The sequence below is a fragment of the Leifsonia sp. Y862 genome, from assembly GCF_057669585.1.
Genome location: NZ_JBYHFR010000001.1, coordinates 1,799,363 through 1,821,857, shown reverse-complemented (window position 1 = coordinate 1,821,857; position 22,495 = coordinate 1,799,363). Strand labels below are relative to the sequence as shown.

Below are 22,495 nucleotides of genomic sequence, written 5' to 3'. Positions count from 1 at the left end.
CAATTCCTCCGAAGGAGCACTCATGACTGACATCACCATCATCGGCAGCGGCAACATGGCCCGCGGCATCGGAACGCGCGCCGTGGCAGCTGGGCGCAGCCTGCAGATCCTCGACCGCGACGCGGCCAAGGCAGCAGCGCTCGCCAGCGAGCTCGGTTCTGCCGTGACGGCCGGGCAGCTCGGCTCCGAGATCTCCGGTGCTCTCGTCGTTCTCGCCCTGCCGTTCGATGCCGCGAAGGAGGTTGCGGGTGCAGAGCGCCAGGTGCTCGCAGGCAAGACTGTCATTGACATCTCGAACCCGGTCAACTTCGAGACGTTCGACTCTCTTGTTGTGGCACCGGGCAGTTCGGCAGCCGAAGAGATCGCAGCCCTGATCCCGGAGTCCACCGTGGTCAAGGCCTTCAACACCACTTTCGCCGGGTCGCTCGCCGGCGGCACGGTCGCCGGTGTGCCGCTCGACGTTTTCATCGCCTCAGACTCCACCGAGGCGTCGAACGCCGTTGCCGCGTTCGTGGCGGATGCCGGACTCCGACCGATCGAAGTCGGCCCGCTCCGCCGCGCTCGCGAGCTCGAAGGCATCCAGTTCGTCATCATGACGCTGCAGGCCAACCCGGCTTTCGACACCTTCAACTGGAACACCGGACTCAACATTCTGGTCTAGGCATATTCCGGCGCCGCGCAGCTCATCGGGGCTGCGCGGCGTGTACCTGTCTGCCCACTTAGAGTTGACCGGTGACTATTGAAGCCGCACAGCCCTGGTTGGCCCACTACGCCCCGAGCGTCCCGACCGAGTTCATCGCCCCCGAAGGATCCCTGATCGACCTGGTGGAGGCATCCGTCACCCAGTTCCCGACCAGGGTGGCCCTCGAGTTCTTCGGCGGCACCGTGACCTATGCCGAACTCGGTGAGCGGATCAACCGCGCGGCAGAGGGGCTTCGCCTGCTGGGCGTGAAGCGGGGAGACCCCGTCGCCCTCATCCTGCCGAACTGCCCGGAGCACGTTGTGGCGTTCTATGCGGTGCTGCGCCTCGGCGCGATAGTCGTCGAGCACAATCCGCTGTACACGCCGCGTGAGCTTCGCCACCAGTTCGAAGACCATGGCGCACAATTCGCCATCGCCTGGGACAAGGTTGTGCCGACCCTGCAGGACATGACAGACGACATCGGCGTGCCAACCATCATCTCCGTTGACATCACCAAGGGCATGTCGCTCGCCACGCGTGCGGCGCTGCTGCTTCCCGTGCGGAAGGCCCGTGAGTCGAGGAATGCGCTCACCGCGCGCACCAGCGGAGCCACGGCGTGGTCGGCGATCGTCGCGAGTCCGCTGCTCGACCCTGACCATATCTCCCCTGCACAGGCCGATCTGGCCGTGATCCAGTACACCAGCGGCACCATCAGCCGACCGAAGGGCGCAGAACTCACGCACGGCAACCTCACCGCCAACGCGGCGCAGTCGCGAGCATGGGTGCCTGCCATCGAGCGCGGCAATTGCGTCGTGTACGCGGTGCTTCCCATGTTCCATGCCTATGGGCTCACCCTCTGCCTCACCTTCGCCCTGAGCATGGGCGCGACGCTCGTGCTCTTCCCGAAGTTCGACGCAGACCTGGTGCTCAAGGCCATCAAGAAGCATCCGCCGACGTTCCTGCCCGCCGTCCCCCCGATCTACGCACGACTCGCGGCGCGGGCGCTTGAGAAGGGCGTGTCGCTTGAGGGCATCAGCATCTCGATCTCTGGTGCCATGAACCTGCCGACATCCATCGTGGATCCCTGGGAGTTCCAGAGCGGCGGCTACCTCGTCGAAGGCTACGGGCTGTCTGAGACGTCACCGGTGCTGATGGTCAATCCGGTCAGCGATGGCCGCAAGACCGGCACCGTTGGACTTCCTGTGCCAGGGACAGAGGCGCGCATCGTCGATCCGGCGAACCCCACTCAGGATGTCGCCTCCGGCGCCGAAGGCGAACTCATCGTGCGCGGCCCGCAGGTTTTCCGCGGCTACTTCCAGAAGCCAGAGGAGACGGCCGCCGTGTTCGTGGACGGCGACTGGTTCCGCACCGGTGACATCGCCACCATGGACCATGACGGCTTCTTCACCATCGTTGACCGCATCAAAGAGCTCATCATCACCGGTGGCTTCAACGTGTCGCCGTCCGAAGTTGAGGACGCGCTCCGCCATGCCACAGGGGTGCTCGATGCCGCCGTCGTCGGACTTCCGAGCCCGAATGGCGGCGAAGATGTGGTCGCCGCGGTGCAGCTGGCTGCCGGCGCACACTTCGATGAACAGGCGCTCCGTGATTTCCTCCGCGAGCGACTGGCGGCGTACAAGGTGCCGAGGCGCATCGTGCAGGTGGATGAGCTGCCGAAATCCCTGATCGGGAAGACGTTACGCCGGGTGGTGCGTGAGCAGTTCCCGGCAGCGGCAGCGCCCGCCGCCAGCCCGGCCTCCTAACGGCGGCCGGGCATCAGCGTGAGCGTGACCGTTTCACGTCGCGATCAGGCGGTAGAGTTCTTCAGGGTCAGTTGTCTTGATATCGAGCTAGTTTCGACGTCATTCGCTCGCCCACATCAACCTCACCCATGCACGAACGCTAAGACGCGGATTGGAAGAGCAGCGTGGATCTTTACGAATACCAGGCCAGAGACCTGTTTGAACAGTATGGAGTCCCGGTTCTTCCGGGCATCATCGCGGACACTCCTGAGGAGGTGCGCGCAGCGGCCGAGAAGCTCGGCGGCGTTGTGGTCGTCAAGGCCCAGGTCAAGGTCGGCGGTCGCGGCAAGGCCGGCGGCGTCAAGGTCGCCAAGACTCCCGATGAGGCAGAGGCAGCAGGCCGCGCCATTCTCGGACTCGACATCAAGGGTCACACCGTCAACCGCGTCATGGTCGCCGGTGGCGCACGCATCGCGCAGGAGTTCTACTTCTCGGTGCTGCTCGACCGGTCGAACCGCTCATACCTCTCGCTCGCCAGCTACGAGGGTGGCGTCGAGATCGAGGTGCTCGCCGTTGAGAAGCCTGAGGCCCTCGCGTACACGTCGATCGACCCGAACACCGGAATCGATCTGGACACGGCCCGTGCGATCGCGATCGCCGCGAAGTTCCCCGCAGAGCTCGTTGAAAAGGTTGCACCCGTTTTCGTGCAGCTGTACAACGTCTACAAGGGTGAGGACGCGACGCTCGTCGAGGTCAACCCGCTCGTTCTCACCGAAGAGGGCGACATCATCGCCCTCGACGGCAAGGTCACCCTCGACGAGAACGCTGACTTCCGCCACCCGAAGCACGCCGCACTCGAAGACGCTGCAGCAGCAGACCCACTCGAGGCGAAGGCCAAGGAGAACGACCTCAACTACGTCAAGCTCGACGGTGAGGTGGGTGTCATCGGAAACGGTGCAGGCCTCGTCATGTCGACACTCGATGTCGTCGCATACGCCGGCGAGAACCACGGCGGCGTGAAGCCGGCCAACTTCCTCGACATCGGCGGCGGAGCATCCGCCGAGGTCATGGCTGCCGGTCTCGACGTCATCCTCGGCGACCCGCAGGTCAAGAGCGTGTTCGTCAACGTCTTCGGCGGCATCACCGCCTGCGACGCCGTTGCCAAGGGCATCGTCGGCGCACTCGCCGAGCTCGGCTCCGCTGCGAACAAGCCGCTCGTCGTGCGCCTCGATGGCAACAACGTCGAAGAGGGCCGTCGCATCCTCGCCGAGGCGAACCACCCGCTTGTCACACTGGCCGCCACCATGGACGAGGGCGCCGACAAGGCCGCCGAACTCGCCAACGCCGCGAAGTAAGGGATTTTCGAATATGTCAATCTTCCTCAACAAAGACTCCAAGGTCATCGTGCAGGGCATCACCGGCGGTGAGGGCACCAAGCACACCGCCCTCATGCTGAAGGCCGGCACCCAGGTCGTTGGCGGCGTCAACGCTCGCAAGGCCGGCACCAGTGTCGTACACGGCGACGTCGAGCTGCCCGTCTTCGGCACGGTTGCAGAGGCCATCGAGAAGACCGGCGCGGATGTCTCCATCGCGTTCGTTCCGCCGGCCTTCACCAAGGATGCCGTGATCGAAGCCATCGACGCCGAGATCCCGCTGCTCGTCATCATCACTGAGGGCGTTCCCGTGCAGGACTCTGCTGAGTTCTGGGCATACAACAAGGCCAAGGGCAACAAGACCCGCATCATCGGCCCGAACTGCCCCGGCATCATCACGCCGGGTGAAGCGCTCGTCGGCATCACCCCGGCGACCATCACCGGCAAGGGCCCCATCGGCCTCGTCTCGAAGTCGGGCACCCTGACCTACCAGATGATGTATGAACTGCGCGACCTCGGCTTCTCGACCGCGATCGGTATCGGTGGCGACCCCATCATCGGCACCACGCACATCGACGCTCTCGAAGCATTCGAGAACGACCCGGAGACCCTCGCCATCGTCATGATCGGTGAAATCGGCGGCGACGCTGAAGAGAAGGCCGCCGACTACATCAAGGCGCACGTCACCAAGCCGGTCGTCGGCTACGTGGCAGGGTTCACCGCTCCCGAAGGAAAGACCATGGGCCACGCCGGCGCCATCGTCTCCGACGGAGCCGGAACCGCCCAGGGCAAGAAGGAAGCCCTCGAGGCTGCAGGCGTCAAGGTCGGCAAGACGCCGAGCGAGACCGCAACGCTGCTGCGCGAGGTTCTCGCCAGCCTGTAGGGCTGCAGAACTGCAGAACCACTGCATGACCGGATGCCGATAATCGGCATCCGCATGAAGGGCTCACCGCTTGTCGGTGGGCCCTTCGCTGTTGTCGGCAGGTAGGCTCAAAAGCCGATGAACCAGCAGATGAACCAGGCGACGAACCAGCCCATGAACCGCACAACGACCGCGATGCTTGCCGCACTCGAGGCGGTGATCGTCGTCGCTATCGGCGTCGGCATCGCGCTGGTTCCGCTCACCATCCTGTGGGCCACCCACTTCGACCTCGCGGTGGACTGGCTGGTCTTCTGGCGCGCTGCCGTCGACATCTGGCTGCTCGGCAACGGCGTCGACCTCACGGTGACTCTCGACCCCGTCATGGTGGCGGCCCTCGGCGTGCCCGGAGCAGAGGCCCCGTTCGAACTCACGATGGCCTTGCTCGGCTTTGCCACGCTCGCCGTGCTGCTGGGCGTTCGCACCGGAACTCGCGCCGCTGAATCCGCGCACCGCACCGTGGGAGTCACCGCCGCGATCGTGGCCTACGGCATCCTGGCCACCCTGCTCACGCTGTCTGCGGGGGCTGCCGCGGTGACGCCAGCGCTCGTGCAGGGCATCGTTCTGCCAACCGCGATCTATGCGCTCGGCGTGGTCATCGGCTCAGAGCTCGGCCGCCGACAGTCTGTGAGTGACGACGACGGCCTCATCTCCCGGCTCACCGAGGCCGTTGAAGCGCAGTACCTGCGGCTCCCGAGTGAAGCGCGGGCCATCATCGCTGCGGCGCTCCGCGGCGGAACCGCCGTTGTCGCTGCCGTCGTCGCCGTGGCCGGCGTCATCGTCGCGGTGCTCATCGTCGTGAATTACGCCACCATCATCAGCCTCTACGAAACGCTGCAGGCCGGCATCATGGGCGGCATCGTCATCACCCTTGCCCAGCTCGCACTCATCCCCAACCTGGTGTTCTGGGCTGTCGCCTGGCTCATTGGTCCCGGTATCGCCGTCGGTGTCGGCACCAGCGTGTCACCCGTCGGAACGGTGCTCGGCACGGTGCCTGGCCTGCCCATCCTGGGCGCGCTGCCGCAGGGGAGCCCGGCCATGGGCTTTCTCGGGCTGCTCGTTCCCGTGCTCGCCGGCTTCGTCTGCGCCGTGTTGATCAGGCAGCGGATGCCGGAGCCCGGCCCCTCGGCGGCCTCGGCGTCTCGCACCAGGGAGTTCGTGCTCTCCGGTGTGGCCATGGGCCTCGTCGCCGGCGTGCTGATCGGCCTGCTCGCCTGGTGGTCGGCCGGTGCGATGGGACCTGGGCAGCTCGCAGAGATCGGGCCTGCACCGCTGATTGTCGGCGCGCTCGCCTTCGTGGAGACCGGGATCGGCGCCGTCGCCGGAATGCTGGTCGGCGGCCGGAAGCTGCCGCTGACGGCATCCGCTCGCGCGGCATCCGTTCACAAATAGGGGCAGCGTCCCGTGCGGGATAAACCGCGGGATAAACTCAGTCACGTGCTCTCACTGGTTGTGCTCATCTCCGGCGGCGGTTCCAACCTCCGCGCCCTGCTCGAGGCGTCAAGGGACGCTGATTTCCCCGCCAGGATCGTCGCCATTGGCGCCGACCGCAACGCTGATGGCCTCGCGCTCGGCGAGGAGTTCGGTATCCCGACCTTCGCCGTGCCGTACTCCGCTTACCCCAGCCGCGAAGCCTGGGGCGAGGAGCTGCTGGCACAGATCCAGACATGGACACCGGACGTCGTCATCCTGAGCGGCCTCATGCGGCTGCTGCCCGCCGCCGTCGTTGACGCGCTGTCGCCGAACCTGATCAACACGCACCCTGCCTACCTGCCTGAATTCCCCGGCGCCCACGGCGTGCGCGACGCCATCGCCGCCGGCGTCACCGAAACCGGAGCCAGCCTCATCGTCGTCGACTCCGGCGTTGACGCTGGGCCGATCATCTCCCAGGAGCGGGTGCCCGTCTTGCCCGGAGACACCGAGAGCTCCCTCCACGACCGCATCAAACCCGTCGAACGCCGCCTGTTGGTTCAGGCCGTACTCGACATCGCCACCGGACACGTCAACCTCAAGGAGCTTTCACACGCATGAGCGGCCACACCACCCCGCAGAGCCTTTACCGTGAGCGCGATCTCGTGCCCGTGAGGCGCGCCCTGATCTCCGTGAGCGACAAGACCGGCCTCGTTGAGCTCGCCACCGCGCTGGCAGGCTCCGGCGTCGAGATCGTCTCGACCGGATCGACGGCGGCCACCATCCGCGCTGCCGGCTTCGAGGTGACGGATGTGTCAGCCGTCACCGGTTTCCCCGAATCCCTCGACGGACGCGTCAAGACGCTGCACCCGTCTGTACACGCCGGCATCCTGGCCGACCTGCGCCTCGAAGCGCACGAGAACCAGCTGGCAGACCTGTCGATCGCGCCGTTCGAGCTCGTCGTCGTGAACCTGTACCCGTTCGTGGAGACCGTTGAGTCTGGTGCTGCCCCCGCCGACGTCATCGAACAGATCGACATCGGCGGCCCAGCCCTCGTTCGCGCCTCGGCCAAGAACCACGCCAACGTCGCAATCCTGGTCGACCCGGCCAATTACGACGAGCTCATCGCTGCCGTCACGGCCGGCGGCACCACCCTGAAGCTCCGCCAGAAGTTCGCTTCCCTGGCCTTCGAGCACACCGCCAGCTACGACCTCAGCGTCTCAGCCTGGTTCACCGAGAACGTCTATGACCAGTGGCAGGACGACAACGAGTCGCTCGCCGACGACATCCTGGAACAGTTCGACGCGTTGCTCGGGACCACCGCTGACAACCTCGACTCTGAATCCGCTTTCCCAGACACCCTCGTGATCGAAGCCGAGCGCGGCTCTGTGCTGCGCTACGGCGAGAACTCGCACCAGGCTGCGGCGCTCTACCTCGGTGAGGGCGGCGCCGGCATCGCGCAGGCCGACGTGCTGCACGGCAAGGAAATGTCGTACAACAACTACGTTGACGCGGATGCCGCTGTGCGTGCCGCATACGACTTCGACCAGCCGGCCGTTGCGATCATCAAGCACGCCAACCCGTGCGGCATCGCCGTGTCGAGCGAGGGTGCTGCTGACGCCATCGCGGATGCGCACCGCAGGGCGCACGCCTGCGACCCTGTGTCGGCATACGGCGGCGTCATCGCGGCCAACCGCACCGTGACCCTCGCGATGGCAGAGACCGTCAGCACCATCTTCACCGAGGTGCTGGTCGCTCCTGGATTCGAGCAGGAAGCCTTCGAGCTGCTGAGCGCCAAGAAGAACATCCGCCTGCTTGAGCTGCCAGATGGATTCCGTCGCTCATCGCTTGAGCTGCGCCAGATCTCCGGTGGCCTGCTCGTGCAGGAAGCCGACACGTTCGAGGAGTTCTCCTCCGCCGACTGGACCCTCGTCTCCGGCGAGGAGGTGGACGCGGCCACCCGCGCCGACCTCGAGTTCGCCTGGAAGGCGTGCCGCTCTGTGAAGTCGAACGCCATCCTGCTGGCGCACGACGGGGCATCCGTCGGTGTTGGCATGGGCCAGGTCAACCGGGTCGACTCCTGCCACCTCGCGGTGAGCCGCGCCGGCGAGCGTGCAGCGGGATCCGTTGCAGCCTCAGACGCGTTCTTCCCGTTCGCCGACGGCCTGCAGGTGCTGCTCGACGCCGGTGTGAAGGCTGTCGTACAGCCCGGTGGGTCTGTGCGCGATGAAGAGGTCATCGCCGCGGCCACCGCAGCCGGCGTCGCCATGTACTTCACGGGAGAGCGTCACTTCTTCCACTAGGACCGCAACACAGCGGGTGAACACGGGCTTTTCGGGGCCCGGTTCACCCGTTCTGTGTCGAATTCGAAACGATGTCGCGGATGCGTCGTAACATGCCTCTCGAGTCATTCTCGCGCTGCCAGAATGGCAGCATGCTGTCCTCGCTCCCCATTCTCGATCTCTCCCGCCTCGACGCCGGACCCGCTGAGGCCGACGCATTTCGCGCAGAACTTCGTCGCGTCACCCACGAGGTCGGATTCTTCTATCTGGTCGGCCACGGCGTCGATCAAGAACTGATCGACGAACTCCTCGCGGTGTCGCGACGTTTCTTCGAGCTTCCGGCCGAAGCGAAGCTGGCGATCGAAAACGTCAACAGCCCGCAGTTCCGCGGCTACACGCGTGTGGGCGGGGAGCTCACTCACGGTGACATCGACTGGCGCGAACAGATCGACATCGGCGTCGAGCGCGAGACCGTCCCGCCGGGGTCAGGAGTGGCCGACTACTGGCGGCTCGAAGGCCCGAACCTCTGGCCGGATGCCCTCCCCGAACTACGCGAGGTCGCCGTGCGCTGGAATGACGAGCTGAACACGCTCGCACTCCGCCTCCTGCGGGCATGGGCGGTCTCTCTCGGCGCCCCTGAGGACGTGTTCGATGCGGGCTTCGCAACGCATCCGTTCTCGTTGACCAAGATCGTGCGCTATCCGGGGGAGTCCAACCCGGAGCCGAAGCAGGGCGTCGGTGCCCACCGCGACGGCGGAGTGCTGACACTGCTGCTCGTCGAGCCAGGCAAGGGCGGCCTGCAGGTTGAGCACGACGGCGAGTGGATCGAGGCGCCCTCGGTTCCCGGGGCGTTCGTGGTGAACATCGGAGAGATGCTCGAGCTGGCTACTCACGGCTACCTCAAGGCGACACTGCACCGGGTGATCTCCCCGCTGCTCGGTGACGACAGAATCTCCATCCCGTTCTTCTTCAACCCGGCGCTTGATGCGACCATGCCCCGCCTCGAGCTCTCGCCAGAGCTGGAGGCCCAGACGCGTGGTCTGTCCGTCGACCCGACGAACAGCCCGATCCTGGAGACGTATGGCGACAACGCGCTGCGCTACCGTCTGCGCGCACACCCGAATGTGGCCGAGGTTCACCACAGCGACCTGGTGAAGCAGCGCGATCTGGTGAAGCAGCGGGACCTGGCAAAGTAGGTCGTCGGGTTCGGGGGCACTCCGGTGGATCCGAGCGCGAAAAAGTGCTTGCGGTCATCCGCTCCGTGCCCCTATTCTGGAAGGCTGCCTGAACAAGGCATGACGATGAATCGAAACGCACTGGGGGACGACATGACAAAGACTGCACAGCTCACGATCGTGGAGATTGCGAACACTGGCACATTCTTTGCCGTGCTCGCCTATCGGCGTCGCCCTGGTACACCGTCCATCGATTAAGGCCCATCCGTCTCGGATCCCTTGCAGCATTCGCTGCCCACTTATAGGAAGCTTGCGCTTCCTGATCGCTGCCGCTTGCGGCCACCGGCTTGCTCTGACGCGGCGTTCACGTGCTTTTTCTTACATTCAGGATTCCCACCATGACTGCGACCGCAGAACACTCCCATCCGCCCCAACCCGCAGGCACACCAGTACCTGCGCGCAAGAACACCTTCCAGACGCTCGTGCGCCTGTATCCCTTTGCCAAGCCAGCACTGCCCCGGATCTACCTCGGCATGCTCGCAGCGCTGCTTGCGGGACTGGTCGCCCTGGCGATCCCGCAGGTGCTCGCCGGCCTCGTTGACGGTCCGCTGTCCGACGGCGACGTGAGCGAGATCTGGCCTGCCGTCGGCATCGTGCTGGCGCTCGGCGTGCTCGAAGCCATCATGATCGCCCTCCGGCGCTGGTTCGTGCTCACGCCGGGCACGCACATCGAGGCGCGCATGCGCAACGGTCTCTACGCGCGTCTGCAGGATCTGCCCGTGACCTTCCACGACCGCTGGCCGAGCGGCCAGCTGCTCTCGCGTGCGGTCAGCGACCTCAACCTCATCAGGCGCTGGATCTCATTCGGCCTGGTGCTGCTCGTGGTCAACTTCCTCACGATTCTGGTCGGATTTGTCATCCTGATCTCGATGAACTGGATCCTCGGCCTGATCTTCCTGGTCTGCTCGATTCCGGTCTGGATCTACGGGTACATCTTCGAGAACAAGTACTCGGAGATCGCCAGGCGCAGCCAGGACCAGTCAGGCGACCTCGCGACAGCCGTCGAGGAGTCGGTGCACGGCATCCGGGTGCTCAAGGCGTTTGGGCGCGGCAAGTTCGCGCTGAAGAACTTTGAGACCCAAGCCGAAAGCCTGCGCGGCACCGAGATCGAGAAGGCCCAGGCGATCGCCGGGATCTGGTTGTGGCTGCTGCTGGTGCCGGATGTTGCATTCGCACTCTGCCTGATGGCCGGCGTCTGGCTGGCCAGCCAGGGCCAGCTCAGCGTGGGCGAGCTCGTCGCGTTCTTCGCGACGGCGACCGTGCTGCGCTTCCCCGTTGAGTCGATCGGCTTCCTGCTGTCGATGACGTTCGACGCGCGCACCGCGACCGACAGGTTCTTCGACATCCTCGACACCCCGAACGAGATCACCGACCCCGAGGCGCCCCAGACACTGGCCGACCCGAAGGGCCGCCTGTCGTTCGAGAATGTGCACTTCAGGTATCACGACTCGCCAGAGCGATTCTCTGACCTGCTCGACGGCATCGACCTGGTGCTCGAGCCTGGCGAGACGATGGCGCTTGTCGGCCTCACTGGATCTGGGAAGTCGACGCTGACAGCGCTGACCACCCGCCTCTACGACGTGACGGGCGGCGCGGTGAAGCTCGATGGCATCGACGTGCGCGACTTCAGCAGGGAGGAGCTGCGCAGCCACCTCGCCATGGCGTTCGAAGACGCAACGCTGTTCTCGACATCCGTCAGGGACAACGTGCTGCTCGGCAGACCCGAGTTCGCCGAACGCAGTCCAGAAGCGGATGCCGCACTGGACGAGGCGCTCGAGATCGCCCAGGCCTCGTTCGTCTACGACCTGCCAGAGGGCGCAGACACCAAGGTCGGTGAAGAAGGCATGAGCCTGTCCGGTGGTCAGCGTCAGCGGCTCGCCCTGGCGCGTGCCGTGGCGGCCAAGCCGGCCGTGCTCGTGCTCGACGACCCGTTGTCCGCACTCGACGTGAACACCGAAGCGAAGGTCGAGGCCGGCCTCCGTCGTGTACTGGCGGCCACCACCGCGTTGATCGTCGCCCACCGCCCATCCACGGTGATGATGGCCGACCGGGTGGCGCTGTTGCAGAACGGCCGGGTCACCGCTGTCGGCACCCACGCCGAACTGCTGGCCGCGAACGACCACTACCGGTTCGTCATTTCCAGCCTGGAAGACGAACAGCGACGCGAAGCACGCCGAGAGGGGGCCTCACTGTGAGTGTGACCGGAGTAGAGGGTGAAGAGCGCAACGACTTCACCAAGGAGGAAAGCGCGCAGATTCGTTCCCGATCGCTGGTGCTGTTGCGTTCGCTGCTGTACCCGGTGCGCTGGAAGGTGCTGCTGGCGATGGTTGTCGTCGTCGTGTCGACGGCAGCGCAGGTTGCAGGGCCAGCCCTGATCGCCTTCGGAATCGACCAGGGCCTGCCTGCTTTGATGAATCAGGACTGGGTGCCGCTCATGGCGACCGGCATCATCTACCTCGGCACCGGCGTGATCGGGGCTGTGCTGATCGCCTGGTACACCGTACTGTCTGCCCGCATCAGCCAGGCCGTGCTGATCGACCTGCGCAAGCGCGTCTTCCTGCACACGCAGAAGCTGAGCCTGGAGTTCCACGAGTCGTACACCTCAGGGCGCATCATCTCGCGCCAGACCAGTGACCTCGACTCGATCAAGGAGCTGCTGGACTCCGGCATCAACCAGCTCGTGCAGGGCGTGCTGTACATGGTGTTCGTCGCCATCGCGCTGTTCTCGCTCGACTGGGTGAGCGGCCTGGTGCTGTTCGTGTCGCTGGTGCCGCTGTTCTTCCTGACGCGCTGGTTCCAGTCGCGCTCGCAGACACTGTTCCGGCAGTCGCGGGTGGCATCCGCTCGCCTGATCGTGCAGTTCGTCGAGACGATGACCGGCATCCGTGCGGTGAAGGCATTCCGCAAGGAGAAGCGCAACGAGAAGGAGTTCGGCGAGTTCGTCGAGGACTACCGCGATGTCAACGCCAAGGTCATCCAGCTGTTCGGTGTCTTCGACCCGGGACTCGTGCTGATCGGCAACGTGACGGTGGCCGGTGTGCTGCTCGTCGGAGGAATCCGGGTAGCGGATGGCCAGCTCGCGATCGGTGCGCTGCTTGCGGCCCTGCTGTACACCCGTCGCTTCTTCGACCCCATGGAGGAGATGGCGATGTTCTACAACTCCTACCAGTCGGCAGCCGCGGCACTTGAGAAGATCTCTGGGGTGCTCGAAGAGCGCCAGAGCGTGCCGGACCCGTTGAAGCCCGTCGACCACCTCGTAGCCCAGGGAACCATTGGCTTCGACAATGTGCAGTTCGCCTACAGGGCCGATCGCGTCATCCTGCCGCACTTCGACCTTGAGATTCCGGCTGGGCAGACCATTGCCCTTGTCGGGTCGACAGGGGCGGGAAAGACAACCCTCGCCAAGTTGATCTCTCGGTTCTACGACCCGTCAGACGGCCACGTGACGCTCGATGGCATCGACCTGCGCGACCTGCACCCGAAGGACCTGCGCAGGGCGATCGTCATGGTCACCCAGGAGTCATACCTCTTCAGCGGCTCGGTGTCTGACAACATCGCGATCGGCAAACCGGATGCCACCTTCGACGAGATCGTCGCGGCGGCGCGCGCCGTCGGGGCGCACGAGTTCATCGAGGGGCTGCCGAACGGGTACAACACCGACGTGAACAAGCGCGGCGGGCGCGTGTCTGCCGGACAGCGCCAGCTGATCTCGTTTGCGCGGGCGTTCCTGGCCAACCCAGCTGTGCTGATCCTCGACGAGGCGACGTCATCACTCGACATCCCGAGCGAGCGACTCGTGCAGGAGGGGCTGACCACACTGCTGGCCGACCGCACCGCCGTGATCATCGCTCACCGGTTGTCGACCGTGGCGATCGCCGACCGGGTGCTGGTCATGGAGCACGGCATCGTCGTCGAGGACGGCACGCCCGATGCGCTCATTTCCGGCACCGGGCGCTTCGCGAAGCTGCACGCGGCCTGGCGGGAGTCGCTGGTCTAGCGGATGACGCCGGCCAGCGGCATCCGCTGCTGGCCGGCATCCGGTGGTCGAGGAGGCCCGCCAGGGCCGTCTCGAGACCAGCCCTCCTCGGCCTCACTTCTGGCGTCCACTTGTTCGCTTCCGACATCCGCTCGCAAGAAATCGACCTAAAACTGATGCTTTGGGTCGATTTCTTGCGAGTGGATTGCGTTGGCGGCCTGCGAGTGCTGGCTAGTGAGGTGCTGGCTGGTCAGGGGCGCCCTGGCCGCTCTTCGCCCGCTGAATCTGGGCATACACGTGTGAGCGCAGCTCTGTGAAGCGCGGCAGTGAGCGCGTGGTGAGCTGGTCGCGCTCGTCCGGCAGGTCGATGCGGAGGTCCTCCTGCACCACCGTTGGCGAGTTCGACAGCACGATCACGCGCTCGCCGAGATACACCGACTCATCGATGTCGTGCGTGACGAACAGGATCGTCACGCCGAGCTGCTTCCAGATCGTGCGGATGAGGTCCTCAAGGTCGGCACGCGTCTGCGCGTCGACGGCGGCGAACGGCTCGTCCATCAGGAGCACCTGCGGCTTGTACGCGACAGCGCGAGCGATGGCCACGCGCTGCTGCATGCCGCCAGACAGCTGCCAGGGGAAGCTCTTCGGCACGTGGTCGAGCCCGACAGCGGCGAGGGCTTCGTCGACAACGCGGGTGCGCTCCGCCTTCGGAACCTTCTGGTTCTTGAGCGGCAGCTCGACGTTGGCCCGAACTGTCATCCACGGGAAGAGACTTCGCCCATACTCCTGGAACACCACGGCCATCGCCTTGGGCGGCCCTGCCACCGTCGTACCGTTCAGCTCGACGGAGCCCGTCGTTGGGCTCATCAGGCCCGCAATGCACTTGAGCAGCGTGGTCTTGCCAGAACCAGACGGCCCGACGAGGCAGACGAGTTCGCCGGCCGCCAGGTCGAAGGTGAGGTTCCGCACCGCCTCGACGTCGCCGGAGGGAGACTTGTAGATCTTCTGCACGCCGCGCACCGAGAGCATCGGAACAGCGGTGCTGGCCGCTGTGGGTGGAGACACGGGCATGGGGAACTCGCTAACTGTCATTTTGGGCCTCTTTCAGGCCGTGGTACCACTGCAATACCCGGCGCTCGACGAACTGGAAGATGAGGGCAAGCGCCAGGCCGATCAGGCCGAGCACCACGATGCCGCTCCACATCTCTGGGATAGCGAAGTTGCGCTGGAATGCCACGATTGTGTACCCGAGGCCAGACGACGAGGCGAACATCTCTGAAATCACCATGAGGATGAGGCCGATCGACAGGCACTGGCGCACGCCGGTCATGATCTGCGGGCTCGCGCCGGGCAGCACAAGGTAGCGCACCCGCGCAAAGCCTGTGATGCCGTAGCTGCGGCAGTTGTCTGAGAGGGTGGCATCGACGCTCCGCACCCCTTCGACCGTGTTGAGCAGCACCGGCCAGATCGAGCCAGAGATGATGACGGCGATCTTCATCTGGTCATTGACGCCGATGATGAGCAGCAGCAGCGGCACAAGCACGGGCGGAGGGATGGCGCGAAAGAACTCGAGCAGCGGCTCCAGGAGCTTCCGCAAGAACTGGCTCGACCCGATCAGCACGCCGAGGGCAACGCCGAAGACGATGGCGCAGATTAAGCCGATGGCCAGGCGGCCGAGACTCGGGAGCACGTCCTCCCAGAACCGCTCGCCCGACCACGTGACCCAGAACGTCTCAACGAGCTGGCCCGGCTTCGGCACATAGAAGTTGGTGGATCCGGCGGTGAGAATTGCCCAGAGCGCGATGAGGATGACGGGGAGGCCGATGAAATACGCGATCCGCTTGAGCAGGCTCATACGATCACCTCTCCTCGAACGGATTGATGCCAGGCCAGGACGCGTCGCTCGACGGCGCGGGCGACGAGGTTGATCAGAACCCCGATCATCCCGGTCGCGAGCACCAGGGCGTACATCGAGGTGACGGCGCCCCCGGCCTGGGTGTCAGCGATCTGCTTGCCGAGCCCTGGCGTACCGATGATCAGTTCGGCCGTGATGGCGAGGATCAGGGCCACGGCTGCGGCCAGGCGAAGACCCGTCATCAGGTAGGGCAGGGTCGTCGGCCAGACAACGTAGCGGATGCGCGCCAGTCGGCCGAGCCCGTAACTCCTGGCGGTGTCGTCTGCAACTTTGTCGACATCCGCTATGCCGTACAGCACCTGGAGCAACACCTGCCAGAACGCCGCGTAGACGACGAGCAGGAGGGTTGATTCGATCCGTTGGCCGAACAGGAGCACGGCCAGGGGGATGAGGGCGACCGACGGGATGGGCCGGAGGAACTCGATCGTGGTGTGGGTGGCGCGCCGCAGGAATTGGCTGGAGCCGATGATGAGGCCGATCACGACCGCTGCGATGCTGGCAATGGCCAGGCCGAGTGCCCAGCTGGTCATGGTGTCGGCGACGTCGCCCCAGAACTCCGGTTCGACGAGGTACTGGCCGAGCTGGGCCAGTACCTCGCTGGCCGGCGGCAGGAACCGCTCGTTGACCAGGCCGAGCCGCGGGGCGGCTTCCCAGATAAGCAGGAACAGGATGATTCCGCCGGCACCGAGGGCCAGGCTGGATGCCCGGGTGATGCCGGCGGAGCCACGTGGCTTGCGCCTCTGACTCTGGTCACTGCTACTACTCATACTGGGAAGCCACTTCGTTGTGTGTATCCGGTGATGGGCGATGCGACGGGCTACGGCAGGAAGGTGCTCATATCCGGTGCGCTCTTCAGGACACCGTACTTGGCGGCGGCCTCACCCAGCTTCTCTGTCGCGTCGGCGTCGATCTCGGTCGGGAACGAGGGGAGGACGATCGTCGCCAGCACGTCGGCCGGTGTCTTGGTGTACGTCGCGATAATGGCGCGCACCTCGTCGGGGTTGGCCTCCGCGTACTCGAGCGACTTCTTCATGGCGCTCTGGAACTTGGAGACGAGCTCAGGATCGTTGTCGACGGTGTCGGACGTGGCGAAGTAGCCGGCGACGTTGAGGTTCGGGTCGAAGTCGGCGTATGCATAAGAGACCACGCGATCGCCGGCGGCCAGGGCAGCCGTGACGAAGGGTTCGACGACGTAGGCTGCGTCGACCTGCTTGTTGGCGACGGCAGCGCCGGCGTCGGGGAACGCGACCTCGACGAATTCAATGGTGGATGAGTCTCCACCGTCTTCGTCGACAAGGGTGCGCACCACGGTGTCGTTGATGTTGCCGAGGCTGTTGCTGGAGACCGTTTTGCCTTCGAGGTCCTTCATCGAGGTGATGGGGGAGTCTCCTGGCACGATGACGGCGCCGAAGTCGCTTTCGGTGTCCCCGGTCGAGGCAACGGCCGCACTGACGACCTGGAGCGGAAGCCCCTTCTCCTCGGCAACCATGAGCGAGAGCAGGTTGCTGAAGCCGAACTGGTAGTCACCGCTGACCACGGATGGCACGATGGCCGCGCCGCCCGTCGCCGTCTCGATGGTGACGTCCAGGCCCTCATCTGCGAAGAAGCCCTTGTCAACGCCGAGGTACAGGGCTGCGGTATCTGCGATGGGGATGACGCCGACCTTCACGGCGAGAGGAGCGGCGTCAGAGGCAGCATTCGACTCTGGTGTATCGGCGGGCGTGTTTGAGCACGCGCTCAGGGCGATGAGGGCCGCAGAGGCGAGTCCGATCACAAGCGTTTTCTTCATGACACTCCATTGTGTTGAGGCTGTTGTGTGAGGGAGCTAAGGGTGTACTACGAGATTGTTGACAATTATGTTACGACTTTGTAGCGTGTGTCCAGTACCAATTTCTGCTTCACGCCATTTGCACCTGCATCTCACCTATCTCACCGAGGAGATTCCATGACCGAGCCTGGTCCGCTGCTTGCCATCACCGCTCACCCTGGTGACTTTGTCTGGCGGGCCGGTGGTGCACTGGCCCTGGCCGTGTCACGCGGACAGCGTGCCGTCATCGCCTGCCTGAGCTATGGAGAGCGTGGGGAGTCTGCCAGCCTGTGGCGCGCAGGGAAGAGCATGGACGAGGTCAAGGCCGTACGGCGGGAAGAAGGCGAAGTCGCCGCTTCGCACCTCGGCGCAGAGGTGCGGTTCTACGACGCCGGCGACTATCCGCTGGTGGAAACCCCTGAACTGCTCACCCAGCTGGTGGAGCTCTACCGTGAACTGCAGCCGAGCGCCGTGCTCACCCACACGCCGGGCGATCCGTACAACGTCGACCACCCTGCCGCCGGCGAGATTGCGCGCAAGGCACGCATCCTCGCCCAGGCGGCCGGTGTGGTCGGGGCCGGCGATGTCATCGGTGCTCCGCCGGTGTTCTGCTTCGAACCGCACCAGAGCGAGGTCTCAGGCTTCGTGCCAGACGTGCTGCTCGACATCACGTCGGTCTGGGAGACCAAGCTCGCTGCCATGCAGAGCCTGGGCGCCCAGGGCCACCTGGTCGAGTACTACAGTGACCTCGGACGCCGAAGAGGTGTGCAGGCCAAACGCAACAGCGGGCCGAACCTCGGGCTGCCAGTCAACACATTCGCCGAGGCGTACCAGCGGGTCTATCCGCAGGTCACGTCAGAGCTGGCTTAGGGGGAAGCGGATGTCGCAACACCTCGTTGTGCGCACCATCGACCGCGCTGACCAGGAGACGATCGACGGACTCGCCAGCGTCGGTGTCGCAACCGCGCACGAAGCGGCTGGTCGTATCGGACTCCTCGGACCAGAGATCCAGGCCAGACAGGACGGCGCGGCCATAGCCGGCAGCGCGGTCACCGTCTCTGCTCACCCCGGCGACAACCTGATGATCCACGCCGCCGTTGAGGTGTGCAGGCCAGGAGACATCCTGGTCGTCACCACAACGTCGCCGTCCGTGCACGGCATGTTCGGCGACCTTCTGGCGACGTCGTTGCTCGCGAGAGGGGTGCGCGGCCTCGTGATCGATGCCGGAGTGCGCGACATCGCCACCCTGCGTGAGATGGGCTTCCCGGTCTGGTCGCGTGCCGTGCACTCGCAGGGCACCGTCAAGGCGACGCCGGGTTCTGTGAACGTGCCCGTGGTGTGCGCCGGCCAGCTGATCAACCCCGGCGACGTGATCATCGCCGACGACGATGGGGTGATGCGGGTGGACCGCGTCGACAGCGCTGCAGTGCTCGCCGCCTCCGAAGCGCGGGTGGCAAACGAGGCGACCAAGCGCCGGAAACTGGCCGATGGCATCCTGGGCGTTGATATGTACAGCTTGCGCCCGCTGCTGGCCGAGCTCGGCGTCGAGTACGTCGACCGCCTTCCCGCTCGCGAGCTCTGATGCCAGACACGATGGTCGTTGCCGTCCTGGGACTCGGTGAGGCCGGTCGCGTCCTGGCCGATGGCCTCGGTGCGACGGCCAGCGTGAGTGGCTACGACCCCGCGGTTGCGCCCCAATCCACCCGGTACACGACGGCGTCCTCTGCCGCGGAGGCCGTGGCAGGCGCCGCGGTCATCTTCGCCCTGACCGCTGCTCCAGATGCCTTCTCTGCACTGGAATCGGTGCTCGGGGCTGCCAGCCCCGGTGCTCTCTACGTTGACTTCTCCAGTTCGAGCCCGCACCTGAAGGTCGACCTCGCCCGCACCGCGAGCGAACACGGCATCAGTTTCGTCGACGCGGTGTTGATGGCACCGGTGACACTAGCCGGGCTGGCGACCCCTGTGCTGGCGTCCGGCCCCGGCGCAGACCGGCTGGCCGATGAGCTCGCCCCGCACGGCATGGTGATCGAGTCCCTGGGCGGCGAGGCTGGGGCGGCCGCAACGCGGAAGCTTCTTCGCAGCATCGTGGTCAAGGGCGTCACCGCGCTCCTGGTCGAGTCGCTGCGCACGGCGGAGGCCTATGACCAGCTCGACTGGTTCTCCGACCACGTCACAGAGACCCTGACCGGATTGAGCCCTGCGGTGCTCGGCCGGCTCCTCGACGGCACCATGCAGCACAGCGCTCGCCGCGTGCACGAGATGCAGGCGGCCGTTGAGATGGTGGAGGGAGAAGGCCTCTCTGCTGCGATGACGCGTGGCACCGTCGAAACGCTCATGTCGGTGGGCGCCGTCAGCATTCCACGGGGCGGTGTGCTGCGATGACCGCGTCCGGCGAGGCCGACGGCATCCCGTGCATGCTCATGCGCGGAGGCACCTCGAAGGGGGCCTACTTTCTCGCCGATGACCTGCCAGCGGATGCCGTAGAGCGCGACGACCTGTTACTGCGCATCATGGGTTCGCCCGATCCGCGGCAGATCGACGGAATTGGCGGCGGGCATCCGCTCACCAGCAAGGTCGCGGTGATCTCCCGCTCTGCAGAGCCGGAAATCGACATCGACTACCTGTTCCTGCAGGTGCAGGTCGATGCGCCGCTGGTGTCTGACCAGCAGACCTGCGGCAACCTCCTGGCCGGGGTGGCGCCGTTCGCGCTCGAACGCGGGCTGCTGCCGGCGCTGGGCGGGGGAGCGGATGCCGTCACTGCCGTGCGCATCCGCATCCTGAACCGCGGTGGGGGCACGGCAACCGCGCGCGTGTCGACCCCGGATGGACGGGTGAACTACGCCGGCGATGTGCTGATCGACGGGGTGCCGTTCCCGGCTGCAGGGGTGCCGCTTGAGTTTCCGAGCACCGGCTCGCCGCTGCTGCCGACCGGCAACGCCAGGGACACGTTCGCGGGGGTGGAGGTCACCTGCGTTGACGCCGGTATGCCTGTCGTGTTGCTGCGAGCAGACGACCTCGACGTCTCCGGTGCGGAGAGCCCCACAGAGCTTGAGGAGAATGGCACGCTCACTGCGCTGGTTGAGGAGATCCGGTTGCTCGCCGGCCACGCGATGGGACTCGGTGATGTGCGCGACAGCACGGTGCCGAAGATGTCCATTGTGTCGGCGCCCCAGCACGGTGGCACCCTGTCCACCCGCACGTTCATTCCGAAGCGGGTGCATACCTCCATCGGTGTCGTCGGTGCCATCTCGGTGGCCGCCGGCGCGCTGGTGCCCGGATCTGTCGCCGCGGACCTGGTCGGTGCGCGCACGGCTAGCGGGGCATTCCGCATCGAACATCCAACCGGGTACTTCGACGTCGAGGTTGAACTCGCGACGCACACTGGTGAGCTGCAGCTCACCCGCAGTGCCGTCATCCGCACCGCTCGCAAGCTCTTCGACGGCCGCGTCTGGCCCCGTACGCAAGGACACTGACACCATGGCAGACAGCCCCGCAACCGCGCCACTCGTCGACATCGCTGCGCCGAAGCTGACGCACGACCCTGCGCGTTCCCGCGACATCGCGCACGTGGGGCCGATCGAGTTGTACACGCCTGTGCTGGAGGAATCGCGCGATTTCTTCGTGAACCTGATGGCGTTGCGTGAGGTGTACCGCGACGCAGATTCGGTGTACCTGCACACCTGGGATGACTACCAGAGCTATACCGTGCGGCTTATCCAGCGGGAGGCGGCCGGCATCGGACGCACGTTCCTGCGGGCAGCGAGCCCCCAGGCGCTGGATCGCGAAGTCGCCGATGTCGAGGCCAGCGGCAGGGGGATGGGATGGGACACGTCGGTGCGCGGGCTCGGACCGGTCTATCTGTTCGACGATCCTGACGGTCACCCGATGGGGCTGTACTGGGAGGTCGAGCGCTACCAGGCAGACGACTCAGACCGGCCGGCCCTGAAGAACCAGGCGGCCGCCTTCCCCGGGCGCGGCGCGAATGTGCGCAGGCTCGACCACGTCAATTACCTGACGGGCGATGTGCCGCCGGTTGCCGATTTCCTCGGCGATGTGCTTGGCGCTCGCTGCACGGAGCGGATCGTCACGGACGACGGTGAGCCGGCAGCGATCTGGTACTCCGTCTGCAACAAGTCATACGACCTCGTCTACACGGGCGACTGGACGGGAGCCTCAGGGCGGCTGCACCACGTCGCCTTCGCGACGGACACCCGCGAGGACATCCTGCGGGCGGCAGACGTGTTCCTGGAGGCCGGCATCCACATCGAGACCGGCCCGCACAAGCACGCCATCCAGCAGACGTTCTTCCTTTATGTCTGGGAGCCGGGCGGCAATCGCATCGAGCTGTGCAACGCCGGCGCGCGGCTGATACTGGCGCCGGACTGGCAAACAATCAGCTGGACGGCGGCCGAACGCGCGAAGGGTCAGGCCTGGGGCCTGAAGACAATCGATACGTTCCACACCCACGGCACCCCGGTCGTCCCTGTCTAGAGGTCGGCGGGTCTAGACGTCGGCGGTGCGCAGCGGATCTGAGAGGGTTCTGGTCAGCTGGGCGAGGTGGCTGCGCATGGCCTGCTCTGCGGCATCCGGATCACGCCGCACAATGGCATCGACGACGGCGCTGTGCTCCGCGAACGATTTCTCCGGCCTGCCCGGCTGCATGATGGTGCGGTAGTGGTACCGCACCAAGTGTGAGTTGAGGTTGGCGACGAGGCGCGAGGCCGTCGTGTGCCCAGCCAGCTCCATGATCTCGCTGTGCAACTGCATGTTGACCTCTGAGGCGCCCATCAGGTCATCGGAGTCGAGGCGTGAGCGGATGTCGGTGACGAGCGCATTCAGGCGGGCGAGGTCGGCATCGGTGGCGAGCTCTGCGGCCTTCCGCGCGGCGAGTCCTTCGAGCAGGGCGCGCACCTCGTAGATCTCGATCGCCTCTGCCTCGCCGATGAATCGCACCCTGGCTCCGCGGTTGCGTTCGTGCTCGACGAGCCCTTCCTGCTCGAGGCGGACGAGTGCCGTGCGCACCGCGCTGCGCGACGCGGCGTAGCGGGCGCTGAGGTCGGCTTCGACCAGGCGCTCATTGGGGTGCAGCTGCCCGGTCGCAATGGCGTCGCGCAGCTGCTCGTAGATATCGACACTCATGGTTTTGATCGTAGT

At 65.6% G+C, this 22,495-nt stretch carries 20 protein-coding genes; 15 read left to right on the top strand and 5 right to left on the bottom strand.

The window, feature by feature from the left end:
• Positions 1–22 precede the first annotated feature (22 nt).
• From AC25Z0_RS08595 to AC25Z0_RS08550, 10 genes are all read left to right on the top strand, one after another.
• The gene (locus AC25Z0_RS08595; protein ID WP_488120651.1) at positions 23–661 is read left to right on the top strand and encodes an NADPH-dependent F420 reductase; all 639 of its coding nucleotides are present in this window, start codon (positions 23–25) and stop codon (positions 659–661) included.
• 71 nt (positions 662–732) lie between these two features.
• The gene (locus AC25Z0_RS08590; RefSeq protein ID WP_488132901.1) at positions 733–2,445 is read left to right on the top strand and encodes a long-chain-fatty-acid--CoA ligase; all 1,713 of its coding nucleotides are present in this window, start codon (positions 733–735) and stop codon (positions 2,443–2,445) included.
• A gap of 164 nt (positions 2,446–2,609) precedes the next feature.
• A complete protein-coding gene (sucC, locus tag AC25Z0_RS08585) occupies positions 2,610–3,779 on the top strand; it encodes an ADP-forming succinate--CoA ligase subunit beta (protein ID WP_488120653.1) in 1,170 nt (389 codons plus the stop codon).
• 13 nt (positions 3,780–3,792) lie between these two features.
• On the top strand, positions 3,793–4,680 hold the full coding sequence (gene sucD, locus AC25Z0_RS08580) for a succinate--CoA ligase subunit alpha (protein ID WP_488120654.1): 888 nt from the start codon (positions 3,793–3,795) through the stop codon (positions 4,678–4,680).
• Between the two features lie 117 nt (positions 4,681–4,797).
• The gene (locus AC25Z0_RS08575) at positions 4,798–6,108 is read left to right on the top strand and encodes a cell division protein PerM (protein ID WP_488132900.1); all 1,311 of its coding nucleotides are present in this window, start codon (positions 4,798–4,800) and stop codon (positions 6,106–6,108) included.
• 45 nt (positions 6,109–6,153) lie between these two features.
• Positions 6,154–6,747: a phosphoribosylglycinamide formyltransferase gene (purN, locus tag AC25Z0_RS08570; protein WP_488132899.1), complete on the top strand. Its 594-nt coding sequence runs from the start codon at positions 6,154–6,156 to the stop codon at positions 6,745–6,747.
• Positions 6,744–8,429 carry a bifunctional phosphoribosylaminoimidazolecarboxamide formyltransferase/IMP cyclohydrolase gene (purH, locus tag AC25Z0_RS08565; protein ID WP_488132898.1) on the top strand — a complete coding sequence of 562 codons (1,686 nt, stop codon included), beginning with the start codon at positions 6,744–6,746 and terminating at the stop codon, positions 8,427–8,429. The genes purN and purH overlap by 4 nt, the downstream gene beginning before the upstream one ends.
• 131 nt (positions 8,430–8,560) lie before the next feature.
• On the top strand, positions 8,561–9,604 hold the full coding sequence (locus AC25Z0_RS08560) for an isopenicillin N synthase family dioxygenase (protein WP_488132897.1): 1,044 nt from the start codon (positions 8,561–8,563) through the stop codon (positions 9,602–9,604).
• Between the two features lie 377 nt (positions 9,605–9,981).
• The gene (locus AC25Z0_RS08555; RefSeq protein WP_488132896.1) at positions 9,982–11,838 is read left to right on the top strand and encodes an ABC transporter ATP-binding protein; all 1,857 of its coding nucleotides are present in this window, start codon (positions 9,982–9,984) and stop codon (positions 11,836–11,838) included.
• The gene (locus AC25Z0_RS08550) at positions 11,835–13,640 is read left to right on the top strand and encodes an ABC transporter ATP-binding protein (RefSeq protein ID WP_488132895.1); all 1,806 of its coding nucleotides are present in this window, start codon (positions 11,835–11,837) and stop codon (positions 13,638–13,640) included. The genes AC25Z0_RS08555 and AC25Z0_RS08550 overlap by 4 nt, the downstream gene beginning before the upstream one ends.
• 210 nt (positions 13,641–13,850) lie before the next feature.
• Here the strand turns inward: AC25Z0_RS08550 and AC25Z0_RS08545 are convergent, their stop codons facing one another.
• The 4 genes from AC25Z0_RS08545 to AC25Z0_RS08530 are packed head-to-tail and all read right to left on the bottom strand — an operon-like array spanning position 13,851 to position 17,323.
• Entirely contained in the window at positions 13,851–14,648 is a 798-nt protein-coding gene (locus AC25Z0_RS08545; protein WP_488120900.1) for an ABC transporter ATP-binding protein, read from the bottom strand.
• Positions 14,649–14,700: 52 nt separating this feature from the next.
• Positions 14,701–15,474, bottom strand: a complete 774-nt coding sequence (locus AC25Z0_RS08540) for an ABC transporter permease (RefSeq protein WP_488132894.1) — start codon at positions 15,472–15,474, stop codon at positions 14,701–14,703.
• Positions 15,471–16,301, bottom strand: a complete 831-nt coding sequence (locus tag AC25Z0_RS08535; RefSeq protein WP_488120663.1) for an ABC transporter permease — start codon at positions 16,299–16,301, stop codon at positions 15,471–15,473. Before AC25Z0_RS08535 ends, AC25Z0_RS08540 begins: the two co-directional genes overlap by 4 nt.
• A 50-nt stretch (positions 16,302–16,351) precedes the next feature.
• The gene (locus tag AC25Z0_RS08530; protein ID WP_488132893.1) at positions 16,352–17,323 is read right to left on the bottom strand and encodes an ABC transporter substrate-binding protein; all 972 of its coding nucleotides are present in this window, start codon (positions 17,321–17,323) and stop codon (positions 16,352–16,354) included.
• A 156-nt stretch (positions 17,324–17,479) separates the two neighbouring features.
• Here AC25Z0_RS08530 and AC25Z0_RS08525 point away from each other — a divergent pair, with 156 nt between their 5' ends.
• From AC25Z0_RS08525 to AC25Z0_RS08505, 5 genes are read left to right on the top strand one after another with little or no spacing between them, the layout of a single operon-like run.
• Entirely contained in the window at positions 17,480–18,211 is a 732-nt protein-coding gene (locus AC25Z0_RS08525; RefSeq protein ID WP_488120665.1) for a PIG-L deacetylase family protein, read from the top strand.
• Positions 18,212–18,221: 10 nt separating this feature from the next.
• The gene (locus AC25Z0_RS08520) at positions 18,222–18,923 is read left to right on the top strand and encodes a 4-carboxy-4-hydroxy-2-oxoadipate aldolase/oxaloacetate decarboxylase (protein WP_488120666.1); all 702 of its coding nucleotides are present in this window, start codon (positions 18,222–18,224) and stop codon (positions 18,921–18,923) included.
• Positions 18,923–19,723 (top strand): NAD(P)-dependent oxidoreductase, encoded by an 801-nt coding sequence (locus tag AC25Z0_RS08515; protein WP_488132892.1) that lies wholly within the window; start codon positions 18,923–18,925, stop codon positions 19,721–19,723. The genes AC25Z0_RS08520 and AC25Z0_RS08515 overlap by 1 nt, the downstream gene beginning before the upstream one ends.
• A complete protein-coding gene (locus AC25Z0_RS08510; protein WP_488132891.1) occupies positions 19,720–20,814 on the top strand; it encodes a 4-oxalomesaconate tautomerase in 1,095 nt (364 codons plus the stop codon). Before AC25Z0_RS08515 ends, AC25Z0_RS08510 begins: the two co-directional genes overlap by 4 nt.
• Positions 20,815–20,818: 4 nt before the next feature.
• Positions 20,819–21,832, top strand: coding sequence for a VOC family protein (locus AC25Z0_RS08505; RefSeq protein WP_488132890.1), 1,014 nt, complete (start codon positions 20,819–20,821; stop codon positions 21,830–21,832).
• A gap of 12 nt (positions 21,833–21,844) precedes the next feature.
• On the opposite strand, the gene AC25Z0_RS08500 is transcribed toward AC25Z0_RS08505, so the two are convergent.
• On the bottom strand, positions 21,845–22,480 hold the full coding sequence (locus tag AC25Z0_RS08500) for a GntR family transcriptional regulator (RefSeq protein WP_488132889.1): 636 nt from the start codon (positions 22,478–22,480) through the stop codon (positions 21,845–21,847).
• Between the last annotated feature and the right edge of the window lie 15 nt (positions 22,481–22,495).

What these genes read in the sequence shown, in the direction of transcription:
- AC25Z0_RS08595 (WP_488120651.1), top strand. Translation starts at nt 23, where the DNA reads ATGACTGACATCACCATCATCGGCAGCGGCAACATGGCCCGCGGCATC.
- sucD (WP_488120654.1), top strand. Translation starts at nt 3,793, where the DNA reads ATGTCAATCTTCCTCAACAAAGACTCCAAGGTCATCGTGCAGGGCATC.
- AC25Z0_RS08575 (WP_488132900.1), top strand. Translation starts at nt 4,798, where the DNA reads ATGAACCAGCAGATGAACCAGGCGACGAACCAGCCCATGAACCGCACA.
- purH (WP_488132898.1), top strand. Translation starts at nt 6,744, where the DNA reads ATGAGCGGCCACACCACCCCGCAGAGCCTTTACCGTGAGCGCGATCTC.
- AC25Z0_RS08560 (WP_488132897.1), top strand. Translation starts at nt 8,561, where the DNA reads ATGCTGTCCTCGCTCCCCATTCTCGATCTCTCCCGCCTCGACGCCGGA.
- AC25Z0_RS08555 (WP_488132896.1), top strand. Translation starts at nt 9,982, where the DNA reads ATGACTGCGACCGCAGAACACTCCCATCCGCCCCAACCCGCAGGCACA.
- AC25Z0_RS08545 (WP_488120900.1), bottom strand. Translation starts at nt 14,648, where the DNA reads ATGCTCTCGGTGCGCGGCGTGCAGAAGATCTACAAGTCTCCCTCCGGC.
- AC25Z0_RS08540 (WP_488132894.1), bottom strand. Translation starts at nt 15,474, where the DNA reads ATGAGCCTGCTCAAGCGGATCGCGTATTTCATCGGCCTCCCCGTCATC.
- AC25Z0_RS08535 (WP_488120663.1), bottom strand. Translation starts at nt 16,301, where the DNA reads ATGAGTAGTAGCAGTGACCAGAGTCAGAGGCGCAAGCCACGTGGCTCC.
- AC25Z0_RS08530 (WP_488132893.1), bottom strand. Translation starts at nt 17,323, where the DNA reads ATGAAGAAAACGCTTGTGATCGGACTCGCCTCTGCGGCCCTCATCGCC.
- AC25Z0_RS08525 (WP_488120665.1), top strand. Translation starts at nt 17,480, where the DNA reads ATGACCGAGCCTGGTCCGCTGCTTGCCATCACCGCTCACCCTGGTGAC.
- AC25Z0_RS08520 (WP_488120666.1), top strand. Translation starts at nt 18,222, where the DNA reads ATGTCGCAACACCTCGTTGTGCGCACCATCGACCGCGCTGACCAGGAG.
- AC25Z0_RS08515 (WP_488132892.1), top strand. Translation starts at nt 18,923, where the DNA reads ATGCCAGACACGATGGTCGTTGCCGTCCTGGGACTCGGTGAGGCCGGT.
- AC25Z0_RS08510 (WP_488132891.1), top strand. Translation starts at nt 19,720, where the DNA reads ATGACCGCGTCCGGCGAGGCCGACGGCATCCCGTGCATGCTCATGCGC.
- AC25Z0_RS08505 (WP_488132890.1), top strand. Translation starts at nt 20,819, where the DNA reads ATGGCAGACAGCCCCGCAACCGCGCCACTCGTCGACATCGCTGCGCCG.
- AC25Z0_RS08500 (WP_488132889.1), bottom strand. Translation starts at nt 22,480, where the DNA reads ATGAGTGTCGATATCTACGAGCAGCTGCGCGACGCCATTGCGACCGGG.